Origin of the sequence: Pedobacter sp. UBA4863, assembly GCF_002399615.1 — a bacterium.
Classification (GTDB): domain Bacteria; phylum Bacteroidota; class Bacteroidia; order Sphingobacteriales; family Sphingobacteriaceae; genus Pedobacter.
Genome location: NZ_DHDZ01000040.1, coordinates 59702 through 78599, shown reverse-complemented (window position 1 = coordinate 78599; position 18898 = coordinate 59702). Strand labels below are relative to the sequence as shown.

The following is an 18898-nucleotide window of genomic DNA, read 5'->3' as shown; positions in this document are numbered from 1 at the left end:
CGGATACAGAACTCCAATAAGCTCAGTTCAATTAAATTCTCCCTTTTGGCAATACCAATACGTTCACAAAACTCCCTGATACTTTCTGGCGTATAGCCTCTTCTACGTAAACCGCTTATTGTAGGCATGCGGGGGTCGTCCCAGCCCGCAACCAAACCTTCGTTAACCAATTGTAACAATTTACGCTTGCTCATTACCGTATAGGTAAGATTTAGGCGTGCAAACTCGTATTGTTTAGAAGGAAAAATACCCAACTGGGCGATGAACCAATCGTACAATTCGCGGTGCGAAACATATTCTAAAGTACAGATGGAATGGGTGATGTTTTCTATACTATCGCTTTGTCCATGGGCAAAATCGTACATGGGGTAAATACACCAAGCGTTACCAGTACGATGGTGCTCCGCATGTTTAATACGATAAATAATTGGGTCACGCATCAACATATTTGGGCTAGCCATGTCAATCTTGGCCCGTAAAATACGAGCGCCGTCTTCAAAGTCACCAGCTTTCATTTTGGCAAACAGCTCCAAATTTTCTGCTACACTTCTTTCTCTATATTGATTTGGGGTACCCGGTGTTGTAGGCGTACCTTTTTGGTGTGCAATTTCTTCTGCTGTGCTATCATCTACATAAGCAAGACCTTTCTCAATTAGCTGTACAGCATAACCATGCAACTGATCGAAATAATCAGAGGCATACAATTCATTTTTCCACTGAAAACCTAACCATTGAATATCTTCTTGCTGGCTGTTTACATATTCGGTTTTTTCAGTAACCGGATTAGTGTCGTCGAACCTTAAATTGGTATAGCCGCCGTATTTTTGTGTTAAACCAAAGTTTAAGCAAATAGCCTTCGCATGGCCAATATGCAAATAACCGTTTGGTTCTGGCGGAAAACGTGTTACCAACGTTTTGTACTTTCCACTTTTTAAATCATTCTCTATAATTTCTTCTATAAAGTTTAATGATTTTTCCTCGCTCATATATTAATTCAAAAGTTAAAATTCAAAAAATAAAAACATCGGCAAACGCAAACGAAACTTAATTTGAGACTGTTTAGAGTGGCGATGTTCGAGTTTCAAAGTTAACCAAATTTAGGGTATTTTAAAGGATGTAGAAGCTCAGAATAAAGAATAATGAGCAAGGAATAAAGACTTTGGAAGTAACCTCACCCCCTGTAACTCATAACTTACAACACAACTAGGCAATCAAAAAACTATTTTGCTACATTTACATTTGTCAAGTACACCAGCTATGAACAAAACATTAAATAGGCCCATTAGAGTGCTTGTGGCTAAAGTAGGGCTAGACGGCCACGACAGGGGTGCAAAAGTAATTGCTACTTCTCTTCGCGATGCGGGCATGGAAGTAATTTATACAGGCTTAAGGCAAACCCCAGAAATGGTGGTAAACACAGCCTTGCAGGAAGATGTGGATGCCATTGGGATTTCCATATTATCTGGTGCGCACATGACTGTTTTTCCAAAACTTATTGAAATTATGAAGCAAAAAGAGCTTACAGACGTGTTAATTACTGGTGGCGGAATAATTCCAGATTCGGACATGAAAAAACTGCAAAAAATTGGTGTGGGAGAGCTCTTCCCTCCGGGCTCCGCCATGAAAGACATTGTGAACTATATCGAAAACTGGGTAGTAGAAAACCGAAATTTTTAATCGTCATGACTTACCAACAATTACTAGTAGAGCTTAAAAACAACATACTTTACATCACTATCAATCGGCCTCAAAAGCTTAATGCGCTTAACAAAGAGGTATTAACAGAATTAGCTCATGCCGTAGCTACTGCCCAAACCAACAAGCAGGTTAATGCCATTTTACTTACAGGCGCCGGCGAAAAGGCTTTTGTGGCAGGCGCCGATATTTCTGAATTTCAAAACTACAACTCGGCAGAAGGCAAACAATTAGCTAAGCACGGGCATGATCATGTTTTCGATGCAATAGAGAACTCTAGCAAACCAATAATTGCTGCAATAAACGGGTTTGCCCTGGGCGGAGGCTTAGAATTGGCCATGGCCTGTCACATTAGAATCGCCAGCGAAAATGCCAAACTAGGATTGCCCGAAGTTACTTTAGGCTTAATACCCGGATATGGCGGCACACAACGTTTGGCGCAGTTAGTGGGTAAAGGCCTGGCTTTCGAAATGATTTTTACCGCCGATATGATTACGGCCGAAAAAGCACAACAAATAGGCTTAGTTAACCATGTTGTTGCCCAAGCAGATTTGTTGGCAAAGGCCGATGAAATACTTGAAAAAATTAAGTTAAGGGCGCCATTGGCACTCGCAAGTGCGGTAAAAGCTGTAAATGCGGGCTTTAACCCAAAACTTAATGGTTACCAAACCGAAATAGAAGAATTTGGAAATTGCTTTAATACCAACGATTTTAAAGAAGGAACGGCAGCGTTTTTAGAAAAAAGAAAAGCAAAATTCAACGGCTCGTAATAAAATTATATTTAACCCTAAAATCTTTATATCACCTTAAAACTGCTTCTATTTATCTTTTTTATAAAAAGTGTAGAAAAAATTTCCCACGCACGTTTTTTTCTATATTTTAGCTGATAAATAACGCTTTACCTACCTAATTAGCCTAAAATATGAAGAAAATATTAATTGTTGATGATGAAATAAACATTGGACTATTGCTTTCGAAATTTCTGACCAGAAATTCTTTCGATGTTTCGAGTGCAACCAGTGGAACTTCTGCTATGGAGTACCTGGCAAAAGAACATTATGATTTGGTTCTGTGCGACTATCGATTGGAAGATACCGACGGCAAGGAAATGTTGGTAAAAATCAAGGAAAACTATCCAAAAACTGGTGTAATTATTATTACCGGTTATTCTGATATTAAGTTAGCTGTAGAACTGATAAAGCTAGGCGCTTATGATTATATTACAAAACCGCTCTATCCAGATGAGATTTTAAACACCATTAACAAGGCTATTGAAACCCAAATTGCCTTAAATGAAAGCATTAACGGAACTGAAAGCATTGGCAGTCAAGAAAAAACAAAAGCCCCAACAGCGAGCTATTCATTTACAGATGAGTTTGTAATTGGCCAAAGCAGTGCTTCAAAAGATTTAATGAAACAAATTTTGTTGGTTGCCCCAACTTCTTATAGCGTAATACTAATGGGCGATAGCGGTACTGGAAAAGAATCTGTTGCTAAAACAGTCCATTTAAACAGTCCAAGAAGAGATAAGCCTTTTGTTGCCATGGACTGTGGTTCGCTTACCAAAGAATTAGCCGGAAGTGAGTTTTTTGGTCACGAGAAAGGTTCTTTTACTGGCGCACTTTATACAAAAATTGGCCATTTCGAAATGGCAAACGGAGGAACCTTATTCTTAGACGAAGTTGGAAATCTCTCTTACGACATTCAGGCCGCCTTATTAAGAACAGTACAAGAACGCAAAATAAAGCGTATTGGCAGCACCAAAGAGATTGAGTTAGACGTAAGAATTATTGTAGCTACCAATGAAAATTTACAAGACGCTATTGCAAAAGGTAAATTTAGGGAAGACCTTTATCACCGTTTCAATGAGTTTTCAATAAACCTTCCGCCAATTAGCCAAAGGGGCAAAGATATTTTAGTTTTTGCAGAAAACTTTTTACAACTGGCCAATCAAGAATTATCAAAAAATGTAAAGGGGTTTTCTGAAGAAGTAATAGACTGCTTTTTAACTTACAATTGGCCGGGGAACGTTAGGGAACTGAAAAATGTAGTGCGTAGAGCTACCTTATTAACAGAAACCGATGAAATACAGCTAAAGGCGCTACCATTAGAAATCTCTACCTATGCCAAAGTTTCGGCTTTAAGCGGTGCAACAGCTACCGAAGACACCAGTCGTAATAAACCTAGAGATTTAAAAAACGCAGCTTTAGAAGCAGAATACGAAACCATTTTAAAAGTATTGAGAGAAGTAAATTTTAATAAAACAAAAGCAGCAAAAATTTTAAATATAGACAGGAAAACACTTTACAACAAAATGAAAGCTATAGACCTCGACAATAAGTAAAACGTGTTTAGTTTTTTTAGAAATTCTGCGGCTACAAAGTTCAAAAACCATTACAATATTTCGAAGAAAATATTGTGGGTGGTAATGGGGCTCTGTATTGCACCCATATTTCCAATCGTATTATATTCGCTTTCATCAGGTTCGTCAGAAAATATTCTGTTTTTTAACGTAGAAAAAAGTTTCTATACCAACGTTTGGACTTCATTCGGTATTGCTTCTGCTTTATTTACTGGCATATTGGCCATGATAGATTACACGATCCGAAAAGAGCTAACCATTACCCTTTTTGGAATTACCTTATTTATCTCTGCCCTATTAGATGCCTATTACCTATTTATCTTAAACGAAAACACCGTAGAGCAAGATATTTCTGCAAACCTTTACTTTATATGGTGGGTAAACAGAATGTTTTACTCGCTTACACTGCTTATTGGCACCATTATTTACCTAAAAATTAAATCAAAGAACCTACGGAGTTTACAGCAAAAAAGCAGAATTATTAAACGCACCGCAGCCTTTTGCGTATTAGCAGGCTTTACTTGTGTGCTAGCTATTGCCAATACAGACATTATCTTAAAACGCAACCTTGTGCTGAGCCAAATGTCTCAAATAGATGTTTTTTCTTTTTTGCCCTTGGTTTTCATCTTTGTTTGGGCGGTCTATTACCTTCCTAAATTTATGCTGCGTTTTCATAGCATTTTTTCTAAGTTATTGATATTAAGTATTGTGCCCCTACTTTTAGCGCAGCTATTTATGGCCTTAAGCATCAATGCTTTCGATGCTTATTATAGCGCAGCCCATTACCTTCGTTTTATCAGTTATTTGGTCCCGCTTGCTGGCATTATTCTTAATTATATAGAAACGGTAAGAAATGAACAGCGCATTATTGAAAAGTTAGACGTAGAAGTAAAAGAAAAGAAGCTATTAACCGCTAACCTCATTGCAAGAGAACGATTGTTGGCTAACGCCGAAAAAATATCAAAACTAGGTAGTTGGGAGCTAGACCTCGAAACCAATACCTATAAATGGTCTGATGAACTTTATAACATCTACGGTTTCGACAGCAATTCTTTTCAGCCCACGCCTGCCATTGTGGGGCAAATTGCCGTGCCAGAATACCGACCAAAGCTTACCAAAGAACTTACAAATGCGGTTAAAAACAAAACTAATTTCGCGGTAGAATATCAAATAGTTAGCCCAAAAGGAACAAAAAAATATGTGCTAAATCAAGGCTACTTTACAAGTCAGGAAAGAAAATTAGTAGGTACCGTACAAGACATCACAGAGCTTAAAGAAGCTACGCTAAAACTTAGAAAAAATGAAACGCTATTGCGTGAAGGCGAAGCAGTAGCAAAAAATGGCAGCTGGGAATGGCACAGTATAGACCAGCATCTTTTTTGGTCTGATGAGATGTTCAATATTCATGGTTACCTGCCACATTCTACCATTGTAACCGTAGATTCTTATTTAAACTTTGTACATCCAGAAGATGTTGAAGAAGTGCAAAAAATATTTGCCCAATCCGAACAAGGTAAATCATCGTTTAAGGCCAATTATCGTATCATTAGGCCTAATGGCGAGATAAGATACGTATCTACAACAGCAAAATTTAAAGAAGATGAAATTGGAAGCGGCTACTCGTTTCTGGGCAATACACAAGACGTAACGCAACTAAAAGAAACACAGCGCAAACTCGAAGAAAAAATAAACGAACTAAATGTTTCTAACAAAGATTTAGAACAATTTGCGTACGTAGCCTCGCATGATTTGCAAGAACCTTTGAGAAAAATAAGAGCATTTGGCGATCGTCTTAAAACAAAATACTCAGAAAACATTAACCAAGAAGGGCAGGATTATATTGAGCGCATGCAAAACGCCGCAGAACGCATGCAAACATTAATTGATGACTTATTGGCCTTTTCTAAAGTTACCCGCAATACCACCGAATTTGTTAAGGTAAGCTTAAACGAAGTAATAAGTAAGGTAATTAGCGATTTGGATTATACCATAGAGAAAGCTAACGCAACAATTACATTGGCCGTAAATGAAAATGTAGATGGCGTTGCCCCCCAATTGGCACAAGTTTTCCAAAATATTCTTAGTAATTCGCTTAAATTTGTGAAGCCAAATGTTAAACCTATAATTGCTATTACTTCAGAAATAAGCATGGGCAGTGCCATACCCGTTATTAAGGCTTTGCCAAGCCAAAAATATTGTGTGGTTAAAATTGCTGATAATGGCATTGGTTTCGATGAAAGCTATGCAGGCAAAATATTCGACCTTTTTCAAAGGCTGCATACCAGAACCGCTTACAAAGGCACCGGAATTGGCTTAGCCATTTGCAAAAAAATTATAGAAAACCATACTGGTTTCATATATGCCCAGGGAACAGAAGGAGAAGGCGCATCATTCTTTATAGTTTTACCGCTTAAACACCACCACAAATGACAGCAGGACACCAACCCCTAATTTTAATTGCCGAAGACGATCCCGATGACGCATTAATGCTTAAAGATGCTTTTGGAGAAATTGAACACACTGCCGTAACCTTTCTAAATAATGGAAAACTGCTACTAGAACACGTCCAAGAGCTACTCCTCAACAATAAATTTCCACATCTTATAGTTATAGATTTGAACATGCCTGTTTTAGACGGCAGAAGCGTAATCAAGATATTAAGAAACAACGCACAAACCAAAAATATACCATTAATCGTACTGTCAACCTCTAAAAATAAAGATGATATAGATTCTGTAATGGCATTAGGAGCCGATGATTTTTACACCAAACCCGCATCTTTTAGTGATTTGGTAAACATAACCAGTACAATTACTCACAAATGGCTTAACATCTAATATAAAATTATATGAGCAAAATAAAGGTCTTATTAATTGATGATGATGAGGATGACTACATCATTACCAAAGATATTTTCAGCCGTATAAATCAGCCCAATAAATACGAACTATCTTGGGTAGATACCTTTGAAAAAGGCATAAATGCTATCTTAAAACAGCAACACCATATCTATTTGGTAGATTATAGGCTAGGCAAACACACAGGCGTAGAACTTGTAAACGAAGCCGTGCTTTCTGGCGTAAAAGAACCTATTATTATACTTACGGGAAAAGGTGATTATAAAATTGATGAAGAAGCCATGAACGTGGGGGCGGCCGATTATTTAGTTAAAGACAAAATAGAGCCCGACACCCTAGACCGTGCTTTACGTTATGCCTTAAAACAGGCCGAAACACTTAGCGCATTAAAAGAAAGTGAGAACAAATTCAAAATTATTTTCGATAAGGCAAAAGATCCGATTCTGATATCTGATTATACCGGAAAAATACACGACATTAACACCGCCGGATTAAATTTCTTTGGCTACCATATCAAAGAAATGCTGGCCACCAACGATAGGAGTTTATTTTACACCCAAGAAGATAGAGAAAACTTTATACAAACACTTGAAACCAAAGGAGCTGTGAGCGATTTTGAATGCCAAATGATTTCGAGCAAGGGACAAGTTTATTTTTGTAGCCTCTCTTCGTTTTTACAAATAGACTTACAAAACATGGTGGAGGTTTACCACACCATTATACACGACCTTACTTATAGAAAAAGCTTAGAAACAAAATCTATACACGAAAGTAAGTTCTCTATTACTGAACATATTGCCAAAGGCTTCTCTGAAGAAATTAGAAACCCGCTATCTACCATCAACCTTATTTTACACGAACTTACCACCGATGAAAAACTAGCCTATAACGAAACTCTACAGGTTAACTTAGAAAATATTAAAACCAATATTGAAAGCATTAACCAGCTCACCAAAAACTTTATTGCAAGTACCGAGAACAAACCTATATTAATTCAAAAAGTAGGGATAAATTCACTAATTGAAGAGGCACTGCTAGAAATAGAAGATTTTATTATAGGCCATCGCATTGTATTAGAAAAAGATATACTTCCATCAGAAACATATCTCTCTATAGACAAGAAGCAAATTAAAAAAGCACTGGTACACATCCTCAAAAATGCAGTAGAGAGCATGGAAACCTACCCTAAAACATTAAATATTAGCACCATTAACGACAGCGGCTTTTACTCTATTTTGATAGAAGACAATGGAAAAGGAATCAGCGATGAGTTGTCTCAACAAATTTTCGAACCTTTTTTTACTACCAAAAAAGAAGCCGATGGCCTAGGCTTAACAGAAGCAGAGAGAACCGTACTGGCGCATAATGGAAACATCATTTTTAAACCACAAGAAAAAGGCAGTTTATTTATTGTACAAATACCTATCACAAAACAATAGGTCTGTTGGGTGTCATTAATAATATTAAGGCAGTATTTGATTTGTAACAACTCTTTTTTTTCAATAAATTAGGATACTTCCCAAGGGGTATTTTAACTTAGGGAAATCGCAGATACTTAAAACAATTTGTATTTATGCACCGTTATAATATTATAAATTAGATAATTTCATTTTTTAACATAAAACTATAAAAACATGAACGATAATTCAAAAGTAGTAGTAGCCTTGTTAGCTGGTTTAGCTGCAGGCGCAGCGTTAGGGATACTTTTTGCACCAGATAAGGGTACTGACACTCGCGACAAACTTGGTCAATCGTTAAAAGACTTTGGCGATTCTATTAAAGAAAGAGCAGCCGATGAGATTAACAACTTGAGCGGTTTAAAAGACAAGGTTGTAAATTCTATCAAAAGCAAACTTCGTGATGTTGAAGAAGAGTACTCTGACGAAGTAGAGCACGTATAGACTAAACACCCCCGAAAAACGATAATGGAAGAGAAAAAAGAAAAAACCATCGAAGAACTTGTTTCTGAAGCGAAAAGCTATGTAGATACCCGTTTGGACTACCTACACTTAAAATCGGTAGAAAAAGGTTCTAAACTATTTGCCGACCTCATTACCAATACTGTAGTAGTAGTTTGTTTTCTACTTGCCTTTTTATTGGGCACAGTTACATTGGCGCTGTACCTTGCAGAGGTATTTGGCAGTTATGTAGCAGGTTTTGGTTGCGTGGCTGGCCTTTATTTACTTATATCCATTATCGTTTTCTTAACCAAGGATAATATTATAGAGAAGATATTGGTAAACATGTTTATTAGGAACTACTTTAATAAAATAGCAGATAAAGATGATGAGGCATAGAGACATAAAATCCTTGGCAGAATTACATTTAGAAATTAGCCGTGTTAAAAACGAGTGCGAACTTAAAGAGAAACAGCTAAAAGAAGATGCTAAAATTTACATTAAGCAATTCTCGCCCTTTAACTTAATTAAGGACTTCATTAACCCAAAAAACTTCTTAAAGTTAGACGAAAAAACTAATTTAAGTGGGAGCATCATGTCTCTACTATTACCTCTTTTTTTAAATAAAACCCTATTTAGGGGCTCTGGTTTCTTAACCAAAAGCATTGCGGCATTGGTTTCTGGCAAAATAGGCAAATCTTTAGATGCCGAAAGCTTAACCGCCCTTTTTGGCAAAGTAAAATCGTTTTTTACCCCTAAAAAAGAAAAAGCAGAGGTAAACTTTGTTGATTATGGTATTCCGCCAGATAGCGAAACTTTTTAAACTAGTACGGAGTGCAAAACTGTATTATAGCAATATGGCGTTGCCAAAGCCGTCAAATTACGCCATCAGCTTTACATCAATTGCCCTTATAAATTAAAAATACGGTAGGTTTCTTATGAAGATCTACTTTTTCTTTACGCCATAAACTAATAGGCAAAGTTTTAATAAACTCATCCTCCGCATTGATATTGCAAGCTACGCACAGCATGGTATTGGGCTGGCAGTTCTTTAAAATATCTTCTAGCAAATGATTGTTTCTAAAAGGAGTTTCCATAAAAAGCTGCGTTTGCCTATAGCGTTGAGATAACTGCTCCAAATCTTTAATTCGTTTGGCCCTATCTCCCTTGTCAATGGGCAAATAACCCGTAAAAGCATAGCTTTGCCCACTAAAACCAGAAGCCATTAAAGCTTGCAGCATTGCATTTGGGCCAACTAAAGGCACCACCTTAATATTTCTTTTATGCGCTTCGGCAACTATATCCGCTCCAGGGTCTGCCACTCCCGGACAACCTGCTTCGCTCATTAAACCTACATCTATACCTTCGTTTAGCTCTTTAAAAAACGGAGCCAACGAACTTCCCCTCTTATGCTTTCCATAATCGTGAATTACTAATTCGCTTTGTGGCGTTTTTAAACCAGCTTCCTTTAAAAATTTACGGGCTGTTTTTTCGTTCTCTACAATATACGTTTTGATACTATTGATCGTATCCACCAAAAATGGTGTACAAGATTTATGGGCAGCATTATCTGCCAGCGGAACAGGAATTAGAAACAGTGTGCCTTTCTTCATACACAAAATTAAAATTTATAAAAACAATACAGCACAACAAACTGTTTTGCCTAGTCGCTTACTGTATCAAATTTAGTTCTGTCAGCTCTTATAGATGACATAATTTTAATACAGAAATTTGCACTTAAAGGGCGAAACATACGTTAATTCTCATAAATGAGCAACTTTCTTGTTGCTTTTACAAACTTTAACACAGTTTGGATTTTAAATTGATATAAACCCAGTGTTAGGTTAATTATAAATTTTAAAACACACAGACATGAAAACCTTAATCAAATTTCCGGCTGTAATGCTGGGGCTTTTGCTACTCCTCACGGGAACCACGCAAATTGCAAAAGCACAGTATGATGATGTTTCGCTGCAAACATTTTATGATGAGCTGTCGCCTTATGGGACCTGGATTAACGACCCTGAGTACGGCTACGTTTGGCGCCCAGACGTAGATCAGGCAGAATTTAGGCCCTATTACAGTAATGGCCGTTGGGCAATGACAGAGTATGGCAATACCTGGGTATCTAATTACAATTGGGGCTGGGCACCGTTTCACTACGGTCGCTGGATTTACAACCGTTACAACAACTGGGTTTGGATACCAGACACCGTTTGGGGACCAGCTTGGGTAGATTGGAGAAGTGGCGGAGGCTATTATGGTTGGGCGCCCATGGGACCAAGCATTAACATCAATATTAATATTGGCCGCCGTTACAGCATCCCCGATTTTTGCTGGAACTTTATACCAAGTGCTCATATTTATTACAACAGCTACCCTCGTTATTACAGTGGCAGAAACAGAGTGTATATCCAAAACACAGTAATTATAAACAACACCTATGTTCGTAATAACAGAACGTATTACAGTGGCCCTAGAATAGACGATGTAAGAAGAGCAACCAACCAAAGCGTAACGGTGTATAATGTTTCTAGAACAAGCCGATCTGGTGGAAGCAGGATTGAAAACAATACTGTAAACGTTTATGCGCCACGTCCAAGCCGCGGTATCGACAATACTAAAGCTGCACCAAGACAAGTAGTACAAGGTAGCGTTACCAGAGATAGAATTGAGAGAAATGGTTCGGTAACAAGAGATGTTCGAAGTAGCAGAGATAATGGTTCTTTTTCTACCACCACCGGCCGAAACGATAGATACAGCAACAGAAATACAGATGACAACAACATTTCTCGTGAGCGTGGAGAACGTATAGAGCGAGGAAATAGCAACACAAGCACTACACCAACTAGAGAAAGTGGAAGAAACGATAGTGGCGCTATCTTCGGAAGGTCTAGAGAAAGGGGAACGGCAACTACAAATGAACGAGGTAACCGTGATGTAGAAAACAGATCAACCACACCTTCTAACCAACAACGTGTAGAACGTAGCAGAGATCGTAGCGAGAGCTTCCCTTCCCGTTCATCATCCGAAGGAAGAACCCAACACTATACACCTCCACAAAGAAGTGCCGAGCGTATAGAAAGAGCGCCACAGCCACAAAGAACAGAGCGAGTTGAACGTCCTCAAAGCCAAGAACGTTCACAATCATCTGGGGGAAGAGGTGGCGAAAGTTCAGGAAGAACTAGCCGCGGCGAGGGCAGCGGCAGACCCGGAAGGGGTTAAACAAGGTGGAAGGATGGTCAAATTGGCCATCCTTTCTTTTATAAATTTATATATCTTTAAAAAAACAAAGACCAATAGTGAGAAAAACCATCTTAACCATTGCCATTGCACTAGGTGCAACTACGGCATTTGCTCAAACAAGCTTAACATCAAAGCTTAACCAAGCTACAACAACAGCAGCTACAGCGGCAAAAACTGCTACTACCGCAAGCAATTACACAGCACAAGCTTCGGCAGCGGCCAGCAAACTTAACACTGTTTTAAGTTTAACCAATAGCCAAAAGCCACAAGTAGCTTCCATTGTTACCGATTATTTAAAAAGTAAAGCTAGTTTATCTTCCTTAGCAACAACCAACACTAGCGCTTATACCTCTAAGTTAACCGGTCTAAATTCTGGCATGATGTCTAAAATGAAGGGTGTGCTTACCGCAGTTCAATATGCAAAATTATTAGGTTTAAAAACCTCACCAAAAGCCGATGCCGTAGCCGCATTATTTCTATAATCGAAAAAAAATAGCAAAAAGGGAAGTAAAAGCTTCCCTTTTTTATTTTATCTTCGAACCTCATATTTCAAAATATATTTATGGAACTTTTAAGCAACCCAGAAGTCTGGATATCGCTGCTCACTTTAACAGTTTTAGAAATTGTTCTAGGGATTGACAATATCGTTTTCATCTCTATCTTAGCAGGTAAACTACCCGACAACCAACAAAAGAAAGCACGCCAAGTAGGTTTGGCCCTAGCCATGATTACCCGTGTGCTATTGCTAATGTCTTTAAGCTGGATCATGAAATTAACCACTCCGTTATTTAATATGGGCGAATGGTTTGGAGTTACAGACCCAGAATGGTTATCGAAATTGGCCATCTCTGGCCGAGATTTAATTCTTCTAGTTGGAGGCCTTTTCTTAATTTATAAAAGTACACACGAAATACACAACAAGTTAGAAGGCGAACACGAAAGCGAAGGAAAATTAAAAGTACATTCATTTGCCGGAACCATCGTTCAGATCTTAATTCTAGATATCGTATTTTCTTTAGACTCGGTAATTACCGCTGTAGGTATGGCAAATCATATCGAAGTAATGATTGCCGCCGTAATTATTGCCGTAATTGTAATGATGATTTCTGCTGGAGCCATTAGCAGTTTCGTAAATAACCATCCTACAGTTAAAATGCTAGCCTTATCGTTTTTATTGCTTATTGGCGTATCCCTTTTAGCCGAAGGTTTAGACCAACATATCCCGAAAGGATACATCTATTTCGCTATGGCATTCTCTATATTGGTAGAAATGCTAAACTTAAGGATGAAAAAAAATTCGACCAAGCCTATAAAACTGCGCAATACACCAATAGAAGAAGAAAGTAAATAGATTTTTGAAAACAATACAGAGAAGGGCTTCGGGAACGACAGCCCTTCTTTCCGTTTTACTGCGCTACGCTGCGTGCCCACTTCAATAAGGTTTAGCTAACCAAATACAGCTCGTTTAGCTTTCTCACTTTCCCGCTCCCTACTTTTTAATACCTTTGCTGCTCAATTCAATTTTATGGTATCTTTTTTCGAGTCTAATTTAGCCGAGCTTTCGGTGCATCATGTGGGTAATAAAGCAAACGAAGAGTATTATTCACTTTCAGAAAGTTCTATGCACATCGCAGACGAAATGCTTAACCAGCTATTGAAACAGTTTTTTCTTTCTCCTTTTCAAAAAGTGAACGAAGTTTATCGTTTTACCCAGCACAACAGCGATTTAAACTCGAACGAAATTTATCGCCTCGCTACAGCAATTTTTGCCGATGGTGGCCTGTGTCACGAAAACAGTAAAACCATGGCAAGCTATCTTTTCGAAGTAGCAGACCACCCCAAAGTTAAGGGCGGAGAATTATATGTCGCTTATTTCGAAAACCTACAAATAGAAGGCGATTTACATGACGCTATTGGCATTTTCCGTTCCGAAAGTAAAGAAAGCTATCTTAAGGTTTATCCAGAAAACGACGGTTTTGGCATCAGTTACGAGCAACAGGGCATCAATATCAATAAATTAGACAAAGGCTGTTTAATCTTTAATACCGAAAAAGAGGAAGGTTATAAGATTGTGGTAATTGACAACACCAGCCGTACCTCTGAAGCCGCTTATTGGAAAGATCAGTTTCTGATGTTAAAAATAAGGAACGATAATTTTAATAAAACCCAAAATGTAATGGATGTTTACAAAACTTTCGTTACCGAGAAACTAGACCAAGAGTTTGATGTAGAAAAAACCGATAAGATTGATTTACTAAATCGTTCGATGAAGTATTTCAAAGAAAAAGAAACTTTTGATATAGACGAATTTGCCAACGAGGTAATTGCCAACGAAGAAGGCATTGAACTATTTAAAAGCTACAAACAATCTTACGAAGAGGAGTTTGACACACAAATTGCCGATAACTTTGACATTTCTAACGCCGCAGTAAAAAAGCAAGCAAAAGACTTTAAGAGTATCCTTAAGCTAGACAAGAATTTCCATGTGTATATACACGGCAATAAAGAACTCATAGAAAAAGAATACGATGCCGAAAAAGGGATGAACTGCTACAAACTTTATTTTAAGGAAGAGCAATAAACCACTCACCAACCATCCTTTACTTTAAAATTTAGTAATTAATTCGCTGTTTTTTGAGTTTATTGCACTACAACTTCAAGTAGTTAATTAACCAATTGTATTTTAATATCTTTTTGTGCTTCGGCTTCTAAAACATACGATTCTATATTTTTATCACTAATATGAATCTCAATATTAACTGTATTTAAGCCTGTTTCGCCAGTATTTAGAGTTTTTACTTTGATGATATTTTCCTTACCCTTTTCGATATTAAACTCGATATAAATCCCTTTTTCGGTTAGCGTATAGTTTTCCCTATAAACCTGCCCATTATACGATATTTCAATTCTGTCCCCATCTATAACGTTTCCATCATAAAACTTAACCAGTATTTTTTTATTGTTACCACAAAACACCTTATTTACTTCATTTACTGATAATGGTTTCACATAACTATTATCCGATTGTATTTTTTGTAATGTATCCGATAATTTTTTTGCAAGTTTAGACATATCTACCGAGTCTGCAACAATGACATTTTTTCTTGCAAGCTGTATTGTTCCTTCTGCACAAATGTTACCTTTCTCATCTTTACCAACAAAAGTCCCTTCCAAAACTTCCACACCAAATTTTGTTCTTAAAACTAGTTCTGCATTAACAAAGCAGAAAGCTGTTTGCTTATCTTTAATGGCTGTTCTAATTATTTTAGTTTCTCGAAATGAAATTTTCTTCCCGTTATTTTTAGTTTCTCCAAAGAGCGCAGCTGTAGTTTCATTTTTGTTACCAGCATTAGTAATGGTAACGCCAGAAATCTTATTTCCTTTAACTTCTAAGTTTACTTGGTAAAAATAAGACCCGCTATTTTTTACTTTTATAATACCAACATATTTTAAAACAGAAGATGATTGACCAAAAGCGAATAATACAAGAAAAGTCAGTAATGTTGTAATTTTTATTTTAAGACTCATTTTTTTTAGTAAAAACATATTGATATACGCCGATTCCTTTTAAGGTTGAAACAAATTCTTGCAGGTATAAAAAACACAAAATAGGAAATACCACAAAAGAAATTTTATTAAAATTGGCTGCCATTTCGAAATTGAAGTGTATGAGATGCATACAAGCCCTAGTTAAGCCACAACCATAACACGGTATATCTGTTAGAAGGGTAAACAAGCAAATACTTTTACCTGTGTCAAAATAACTGGCAGGTAAAACAATTAGTACCAAAGGAAAAACAGCCAAAGCAATTGCCTTGGCTGTTAAAAACTCTTTAGTTTTAAAAATCTTAGAGCGTTTGGTCATAAGAACCATCTTTTGGTTGTAAATCACCAGTAATAATTCTAATTAAATCAATTAATGCCCAAATTCCACAACCACCTAAAGTAAGTAGTTGCACTACTCCTTGCCAGGTGTAGCCAAGATAGAAACGATGAATTCCTAAGCCCCCAACAAGAATAACCAATAGCAAAGCAATTAGCTGGCTTTTTCCGCCTGCACGTTTAAACTTGTTTAGCAAGCTGTTTTTCTCTGCTTTTGCAATTGCTTTTCTAGAAGTAACTTCTTTAGCCCCAGAAGTTTTCGCATCTGTGTTAACTGGAGCTGTAGCTGTTGTAACATTTTTTGTGTTTTCTGTTCTGTTTTTCTCTACTGGAAAAGCTGCCCAAGACGCAGGCACAACAACACTGATAATTGCGAGAGCAATTACGAGAGTTTTAATCTTGATTTTAGTCATAAAAATTTGTTTTAAGGTTTTAGGCTAAAATAAATAATTTTTAAAACTTTTTGCTATAAAAATTTATAGAAATCATAAAATTATTTTTCATGTAGCTCTTTTTTCGTAAGCAAGTTCACCGCATTAACAAAATCAATAGCTTATAATTGTTTGCGCAAAGATTTGGCGTCTAAAAAAACAGGATGGTATTCTAGAAATATTCGCTTATTAATCTCCACTACTCACTGTGATGCCGTTTTTTTTACAAAGTTCATTAGTTTTAGATACTAATCAAGTCTTATATCAAATTACACTACCCGCACCAATAAACCTTTCAAATATTCGCCTTCTGGAAAAGATAACCTCACGGGATGGTCTTCTGGTTGGCAGAATTGTTTGATAATTTGTACTTCTTTGCCAGCATCTAAAGCCGCCCAGGCAATAATTTGCTTAAACGTTTCGATATCTACTGCTCCAGAACATGAAAAAGTAGCCAATAAGCCTCCGCTTTCTAGCAATAATAATCCACGGCGATTTAGGTCTTTGTAAGCTCTTGCTGCTCTATCCAACGCAGAACGAGATGGCGCATATTTTGGTGGGTCTAACACTACCACATCAAACTTTTTACCTTCATCATTAAACTGACGAAGCTGCTTATTTACATCACTTTGTATGGGGGTATGCTTGCTTGCATCAAATTTATTCAGGTTTATATTTTGTTTCAAAGTTTCTATGGCCAAAGCCGAGCTATCTACAGAGGTTACTGTAGTTGCACCCTGAGCAAAGGCGTTTAAGCTAAACCCACCACTGTAACTAAAGCAATCTAGCACAGATTTTCCTTTGGTGTACGATGCCAAAATCTTTCTATTATCACGTTGGTCGCAGTAAAACCCAGATTTTTGCCCTTCGGCAATGTTAATATGGTATTTAATCCCATTCTCCTTTACTTCAATAAATTCGGCAGGAGTTTCGCCCCACAGCAAGCCATTTTCGGCTGTTATGCCTTCGTGGGTGCGAGCAGTAGCATCGCTCCTATCAAAAATCCCTTTGGGCTGTAAAAGCTTTACCAAAATAGGGATGATAATATCCTTAGCCTGCTCAATTCCAGAACTCAAGATCTGTAAAGAAAGAAAATCGGCATAACGATCTACAATTAAACCTGGCAAAAAATCAGCTTCGCTAAAAACTAAACGACAGGCGGTTGTTTCTTTGTGGGCCAATAAATGCGAACGACCAGCAATGGCAGTTTTAATTTTCTGCTCATACCAAGCCTCGTCAATGGTAGTTTCTTCATTCCACTCAATTAGCCTCACCGCCACACGAGATTGGTCGTTGTAATAACCATAAGCTAAAAAATCACCACTAGCATCTACCAAGCGCACCACATCTCCATTTTCGGGCTTTCCTTTTATTTTATCCAAAGCACCAGAAAACACCCACGGATGACGTTGATAAACTGCTTTTTCCTTCCCTTTTTTTAGCTTGATTTCTACCATGGGGCAAAGATATATAAAAGTGGTCAGTTGTCAGGAACTAGTGGTCAGTTCGCGGCTTCAAATCCAAAAAACTAAACAACTAAACAACCAAAAATCTTATTTTTACAAAATGGAAGAAATCAACTGGAACGATTTTGAAAAAATTGAATTAAGAGTAGGTACTATTATCGAAGCTTTTGAATATCCCGAAGCCCGAAAACCAGCCTACAAAGTAAAGGTAGATTTTGGTGAGCTAGGCATTAAAATGAGTAGTGCACAAATTACCAAACATTACTCTTTAGAAAACTTAATAGGCAAACAGATTATCGGTGTAGTTAATTTCCCTAAAAAGCAGATCGGTAAGTTTATGAGCGAGTTTTTAGTAACTGGCTTTGCCGATGAAAACGGAGATATTGTACTAAGCACCATAGAAAGAAAAGTACCAAATGGAAGTAAGTTAATCTAGAACAAAGATTAAGGAACAAGGATAAAAGACAAACACACGAAACGAAACATCTTTATTCTTTGCTCCTTGTTCTTTGTTCCAAAAATATAAGCATGAGTTTCTATAATTTCGAAGAAAATACAGACCCGCAGCAAGAAGACGAACACTACATGCGTTTGGCTTTAAACGAGGCAAAAAAAGCGTACGATGCACAGGAAATCCCGATTGGAGCGGTGATAGTTTGCAACGGAAAAGTAATTGGCCGCGGCCATAACCTTACCGAACAGCTTAACGATGTAACCGCCCATGCCGAAATGCAAGCTTTTACCGCCGCAGCACAAACTTTGGGCGGCAAGTACCTTAAAGATTGCACCCTATACGTTACCATTGAACCTTGCGTAATGTGTGCCGGAGCCAGCTATTGGACACAAATTAGCAGGATAGTTTACGGTGCCAAAGAAGAAAAACGTGGCTTTACCAAAATAGGACAAAACCTTTTGCACCCCAAAACGTTGTTAAAAGGAGGGGTTTTAGCCGAAGAGTGTGGCAGCCTCATGTCGGCCTTTTTTGTTAGCAAACGTCAGCAAACTTGACAAACATTTGAACAAAAGTTAACCTATCTCTATTATATTTGTATAAATAACA

21 protein-coding genes are annotated in these 18898 nt (G+C 37.5%); 15 read left to right on the top strand and 6 right to left on the bottom strand.

The features are described from left to right. Positions 1–986, bottom strand: a 986-nt coding sequence (gene glnS, locus B3I52_RS10440) for a glutamine--tRNA ligase (RefSeq protein WP_293301031.1), incomplete at its 3' end; no start/stop codon positions are given. A gap of 271 nt (positions 987–1257) precedes the next feature. Between glnS and B3I52_RS10435 the strand changes: the two genes are divergently transcribed. The 9 genes from B3I52_RS10435 to B3I52_RS10395 all read left to right on the top strand — a co-directional run bounded on the left by B3I52_RS10435 (position 1258) and on the right by B3I52_RS10395 (position 9636). Further along, positions 1258–1677 carry a cobalamin B12-binding domain-containing protein gene (locus B3I52_RS10435; RefSeq protein WP_293301030.1) on the top strand — a complete coding sequence of 140 codons (420 nt, stop codon included), beginning with the start codon at positions 1258–1260 and terminating at the stop codon, positions 1675–1677. Positions 1678–1682: 5 nt separating this feature from the next. Further along, on the top strand, positions 1683–2465 hold the full coding sequence (locus B3I52_RS10430; RefSeq protein ID WP_293301029.1) for an enoyl-CoA hydratase/isomerase family protein: 783 nt from the start codon (positions 1683–1685) through the stop codon (positions 2463–2465). Between the two features lie 152 nt (positions 2466–2617). Beyond that, positions 2618–4039, top strand: coding sequence for a sigma-54-dependent transcriptional regulator (locus tag B3I52_RS10425; protein WP_293301028.1), 1422 nt, complete (start codon positions 2618–2620; stop codon positions 4037–4039). A gap of 3 nt (positions 4040–4042) precedes the next feature. Beyond that, positions 4043–6487 (top strand): PAS domain-containing protein, encoded by a 2445-nt coding sequence (locus B3I52_RS10420; protein WP_293301027.1) that lies wholly within the window; start codon positions 4043–4045, stop codon positions 6485–6487. Then, positions 6484–6894: a response regulator gene (locus B3I52_RS10415; RefSeq protein WP_293301026.1), complete on the top strand. Its 411-nt coding sequence runs from the start codon at positions 6484–6486 to the stop codon at positions 6892–6894. The genes B3I52_RS10420 and B3I52_RS10415 overlap by 4 nt, the downstream gene beginning before the upstream one ends. Positions 6895–6905: 11 nt before the next feature. After that, positions 6906–8354, top strand: coding sequence for a hybrid sensor histidine kinase/response regulator (locus B3I52_RS10410; RefSeq protein ID WP_293301025.1), 1449 nt, complete (start codon positions 6906–6908; stop codon positions 8352–8354). Positions 8355–8549: 195 nt separating this feature from the next. Then, positions 8550–8816 (top strand): YtxH domain-containing protein, encoded by a 267-nt coding sequence (locus B3I52_RS10405; protein WP_293301023.1) that lies wholly within the window; start codon positions 8550–8552, stop codon positions 8814–8816. A gap of 24 nt (positions 8817–8840) precedes the next feature. Then, entirely contained in the window at positions 8841–9212 is a 372-nt protein-coding gene (locus B3I52_RS10400; RefSeq protein ID WP_293301022.1) for a phage holin family protein, read from the top strand. After that, complete coding sequence (locus B3I52_RS10395) at positions 9199–9636, top strand: hypothetical protein (RefSeq protein WP_293301020.1); 438 nt, start codon at positions 9199–9201, stop codon at positions 9634–9636. The genes B3I52_RS10400 and B3I52_RS10395 overlap by 14 nt, the downstream gene beginning before the upstream one ends. Before the next feature lie 76 nt (positions 9637–9712). Here B3I52_RS10395 and B3I52_RS10390 read toward each other — a convergent pair whose 3' ends face one another. After that, positions 9713–10426, bottom strand: coding sequence for an SAM-dependent methyltransferase (locus B3I52_RS10390; protein WP_293301019.1), 714 nt, complete (start codon positions 10424–10426; stop codon positions 9713–9715). A 259-nt stretch (positions 10427–10685) separates the two neighbouring features. On the opposite strand from B3I52_RS10390, the gene B3I52_RS10385 reads away from it, so the two are divergent. The 4 genes from B3I52_RS10385 (at position 10686) to B3I52_RS10370 (ending at position 14640) form a co-directional block, all read left to right on the top strand. Next, positions 10686–12038, top strand: a complete 1353-nt coding sequence (locus tag B3I52_RS10385; protein WP_293301017.1) for a DUF6600 domain-containing protein — start codon at positions 10686–10688, stop codon at positions 12036–12038. A 77-nt stretch (positions 12039–12115) separates the two neighbouring features. Then, a complete protein-coding gene (locus tag B3I52_RS10380; RefSeq protein ID WP_293301015.1) occupies positions 12116–12541 on the top strand; it encodes a hypothetical protein in 426 nt (141 codons plus the stop codon). 80 nt (positions 12542–12621) lie between these two features. After that, positions 12622–13410: a TerC family protein gene (locus tag B3I52_RS10375; RefSeq protein WP_293301013.1), complete on the top strand. Its 789-nt coding sequence runs from the start codon at positions 12622–12624 to the stop codon at positions 13408–13410. A gap of 174 nt (positions 13411–13584) precedes the next feature. Further along, the gene (locus B3I52_RS10370) at positions 13585–14640 is read left to right on the top strand and encodes a nucleoid-associated protein (protein WP_293301012.1); all 1056 of its coding nucleotides are present in this window, start codon (positions 13585–13587) and stop codon (positions 14638–14640) included. Positions 14641–14723: 83 nt separating this feature from the next. On the opposite strand, the gene B3I52_RS10365 is transcribed toward B3I52_RS10370, so the two are convergent. The 4 genes from B3I52_RS10365 to B3I52_RS10355 all read right to left on the bottom strand — a co-directional run bounded on the left by B3I52_RS10365 (position 14724) and on the right by B3I52_RS10355 (position 17829). Beyond that, on the bottom strand, positions 14724–15587 hold the full coding sequence (locus B3I52_RS10365; RefSeq protein ID WP_293301011.1) for a hypothetical protein: 864 nt from the start codon (positions 15585–15587) through the stop codon (positions 14724–14726). Beyond that, positions 15577–15924, bottom strand: a complete 348-nt coding sequence (locus B3I52_RS15925) for a DUF2752 domain-containing protein (protein WP_366941084.1) — start codon at positions 15922–15924, stop codon at positions 15577–15579. The genes B3I52_RS10365 and B3I52_RS15925 overlap by 11 nt, the downstream gene beginning before the upstream one ends. After that, positions 15908–16354, bottom strand: coding sequence for a TM2 domain-containing protein (locus B3I52_RS10360; RefSeq protein ID WP_293301009.1), 447 nt, complete (start codon positions 16352–16354; stop codon positions 15908–15910). Before B3I52_RS10360 ends, B3I52_RS15925 begins: the two co-directional genes overlap by 17 nt. Before the next feature lie 287 nt (positions 16355–16641). Next, complete coding sequence (locus B3I52_RS10355; RefSeq protein WP_293301007.1) at positions 16642–17829, bottom strand: class I SAM-dependent rRNA methyltransferase; 1188 nt, start codon at positions 17827–17829, stop codon at positions 16642–16644. Between the two features lie 109 nt (positions 17830–17938). Here B3I52_RS10355 and B3I52_RS10350 point away from each other — a divergent pair, with 109 nt between their 5' ends. Next, positions 17939–18274 (top strand): tRNA-binding protein, encoded by a 336-nt coding sequence (locus tag B3I52_RS10350; RefSeq protein WP_293301005.1) that lies wholly within the window; start codon positions 17939–17941, stop codon positions 18272–18274. Between the two features lie 92 nt (positions 18275–18366). After that, on the top strand, positions 18367–18846 hold the full coding sequence (locus tag B3I52_RS10345) for a nucleoside deaminase (RefSeq protein WP_293301003.1): 480 nt from the start codon (positions 18367–18369) through the stop codon (positions 18844–18846). Positions 18847–18898 lie beyond the last annotated feature (52 nt).

Bases quoted from the DNA above. Each gene is read 5' to 3' on its own strand.
- B3I52_RS10410 (WP_293301025.1), top strand. From the start codon at position 6,906: ATGAGCAAAATAAAGGTCTTATTAATTGATGATGATGAGGATGACTAC.
- B3I52_RS10350 (WP_293301005.1), top strand. From the start codon at position 17,939: ATGGAAGAAATCAACTGGAACGATTTTGAAAAAATTGAATTAAGAGTA.
- B3I52_RS10360 (WP_293301009.1), bottom strand. From the start codon at position 16,354: ATGACTAAAATCAAGATTAAAACTCTCGTAATTGCTCTCGCAATTATC.
- B3I52_RS10395 (WP_293301020.1), top strand. From the start codon at position 9,199: ATGATGAGGCATAGAGACATAAAATCCTTGGCAGAATTACATTTAGAA.
- B3I52_RS10405 (WP_293301023.1), top strand. From the start codon at position 8,550: ATGAACGATAATTCAAAAGTAGTAGTAGCCTTGTTAGCTGGTTTAGCT.
- B3I52_RS10390 (WP_293301019.1), bottom strand. From the start codon at position 10,426: ATGAAGAAAGGCACACTGTTTCTAATTCCTGTTCCGCTGGCAGATAAT.
- B3I52_RS10435 (WP_293301030.1), top strand. From the start codon at position 1,258: ATGAACAAAACATTAAATAGGCCCATTAGAGTGCTTGTGGCTAAAGTA.
- B3I52_RS10375 (WP_293301013.1), top strand. From the start codon at position 12,622: ATGGAACTTTTAAGCAACCCAGAAGTCTGGATATCGCTGCTCACTTTA.
- B3I52_RS15925 (WP_366941084.1), bottom strand. From the start codon at position 15,924: ATGACCAAACGCTCTAAGATTTTTAAAACTAAAGAGTTTTTAACAGCC.
- B3I52_RS10345 (WP_293301003.1), top strand. From the start codon at position 18,367: ATGAGTTTCTATAATTTCGAAGAAAATACAGACCCGCAGCAAGAAGAC.
- B3I52_RS10425 (WP_293301028.1), top strand. From the start codon at position 2,618: ATGAAGAAAATATTAATTGTTGATGATGAAATAAACATTGGACTATTG.
- B3I52_RS10400 (WP_293301022.1), top strand. From the start codon at position 8,841: ATGGAAGAGAAAAAAGAAAAAACCATCGAAGAACTTGTTTCTGAAGCG.
- B3I52_RS10430 (WP_293301029.1), top strand. From the start codon at position 1,683: ATGACTTACCAACAATTACTAGTAGAGCTTAAAAACAACATACTTTAC.
- B3I52_RS10385 (WP_293301017.1), top strand. From the start codon at position 10,686: ATGAAAACCTTAATCAAATTTCCGGCTGTAATGCTGGGGCTTTTGCTA.
- B3I52_RS10370 (WP_293301012.1), top strand. From the start codon at position 13,585: ATGGTATCTTTTTTCGAGTCTAATTTAGCCGAGCTTTCGGTGCATCAT.
- B3I52_RS10415 (WP_293301026.1), top strand. From the start codon at position 6,484: ATGACAGCAGGACACCAACCCCTAATTTTAATTGCCGAAGACGATCCC.
- B3I52_RS10355 (WP_293301007.1), bottom strand. From the start codon at position 17,829: ATGGTAGAAATCAAGCTAAAAAAAGGGAAGGAAAAAGCAGTTTATCAA.
- B3I52_RS10365 (WP_293301011.1), bottom strand. From the start codon at position 15,587: ATGAGTCTTAAAATAAAAATTACAACATTACTGACTTTTCTTGTATTA.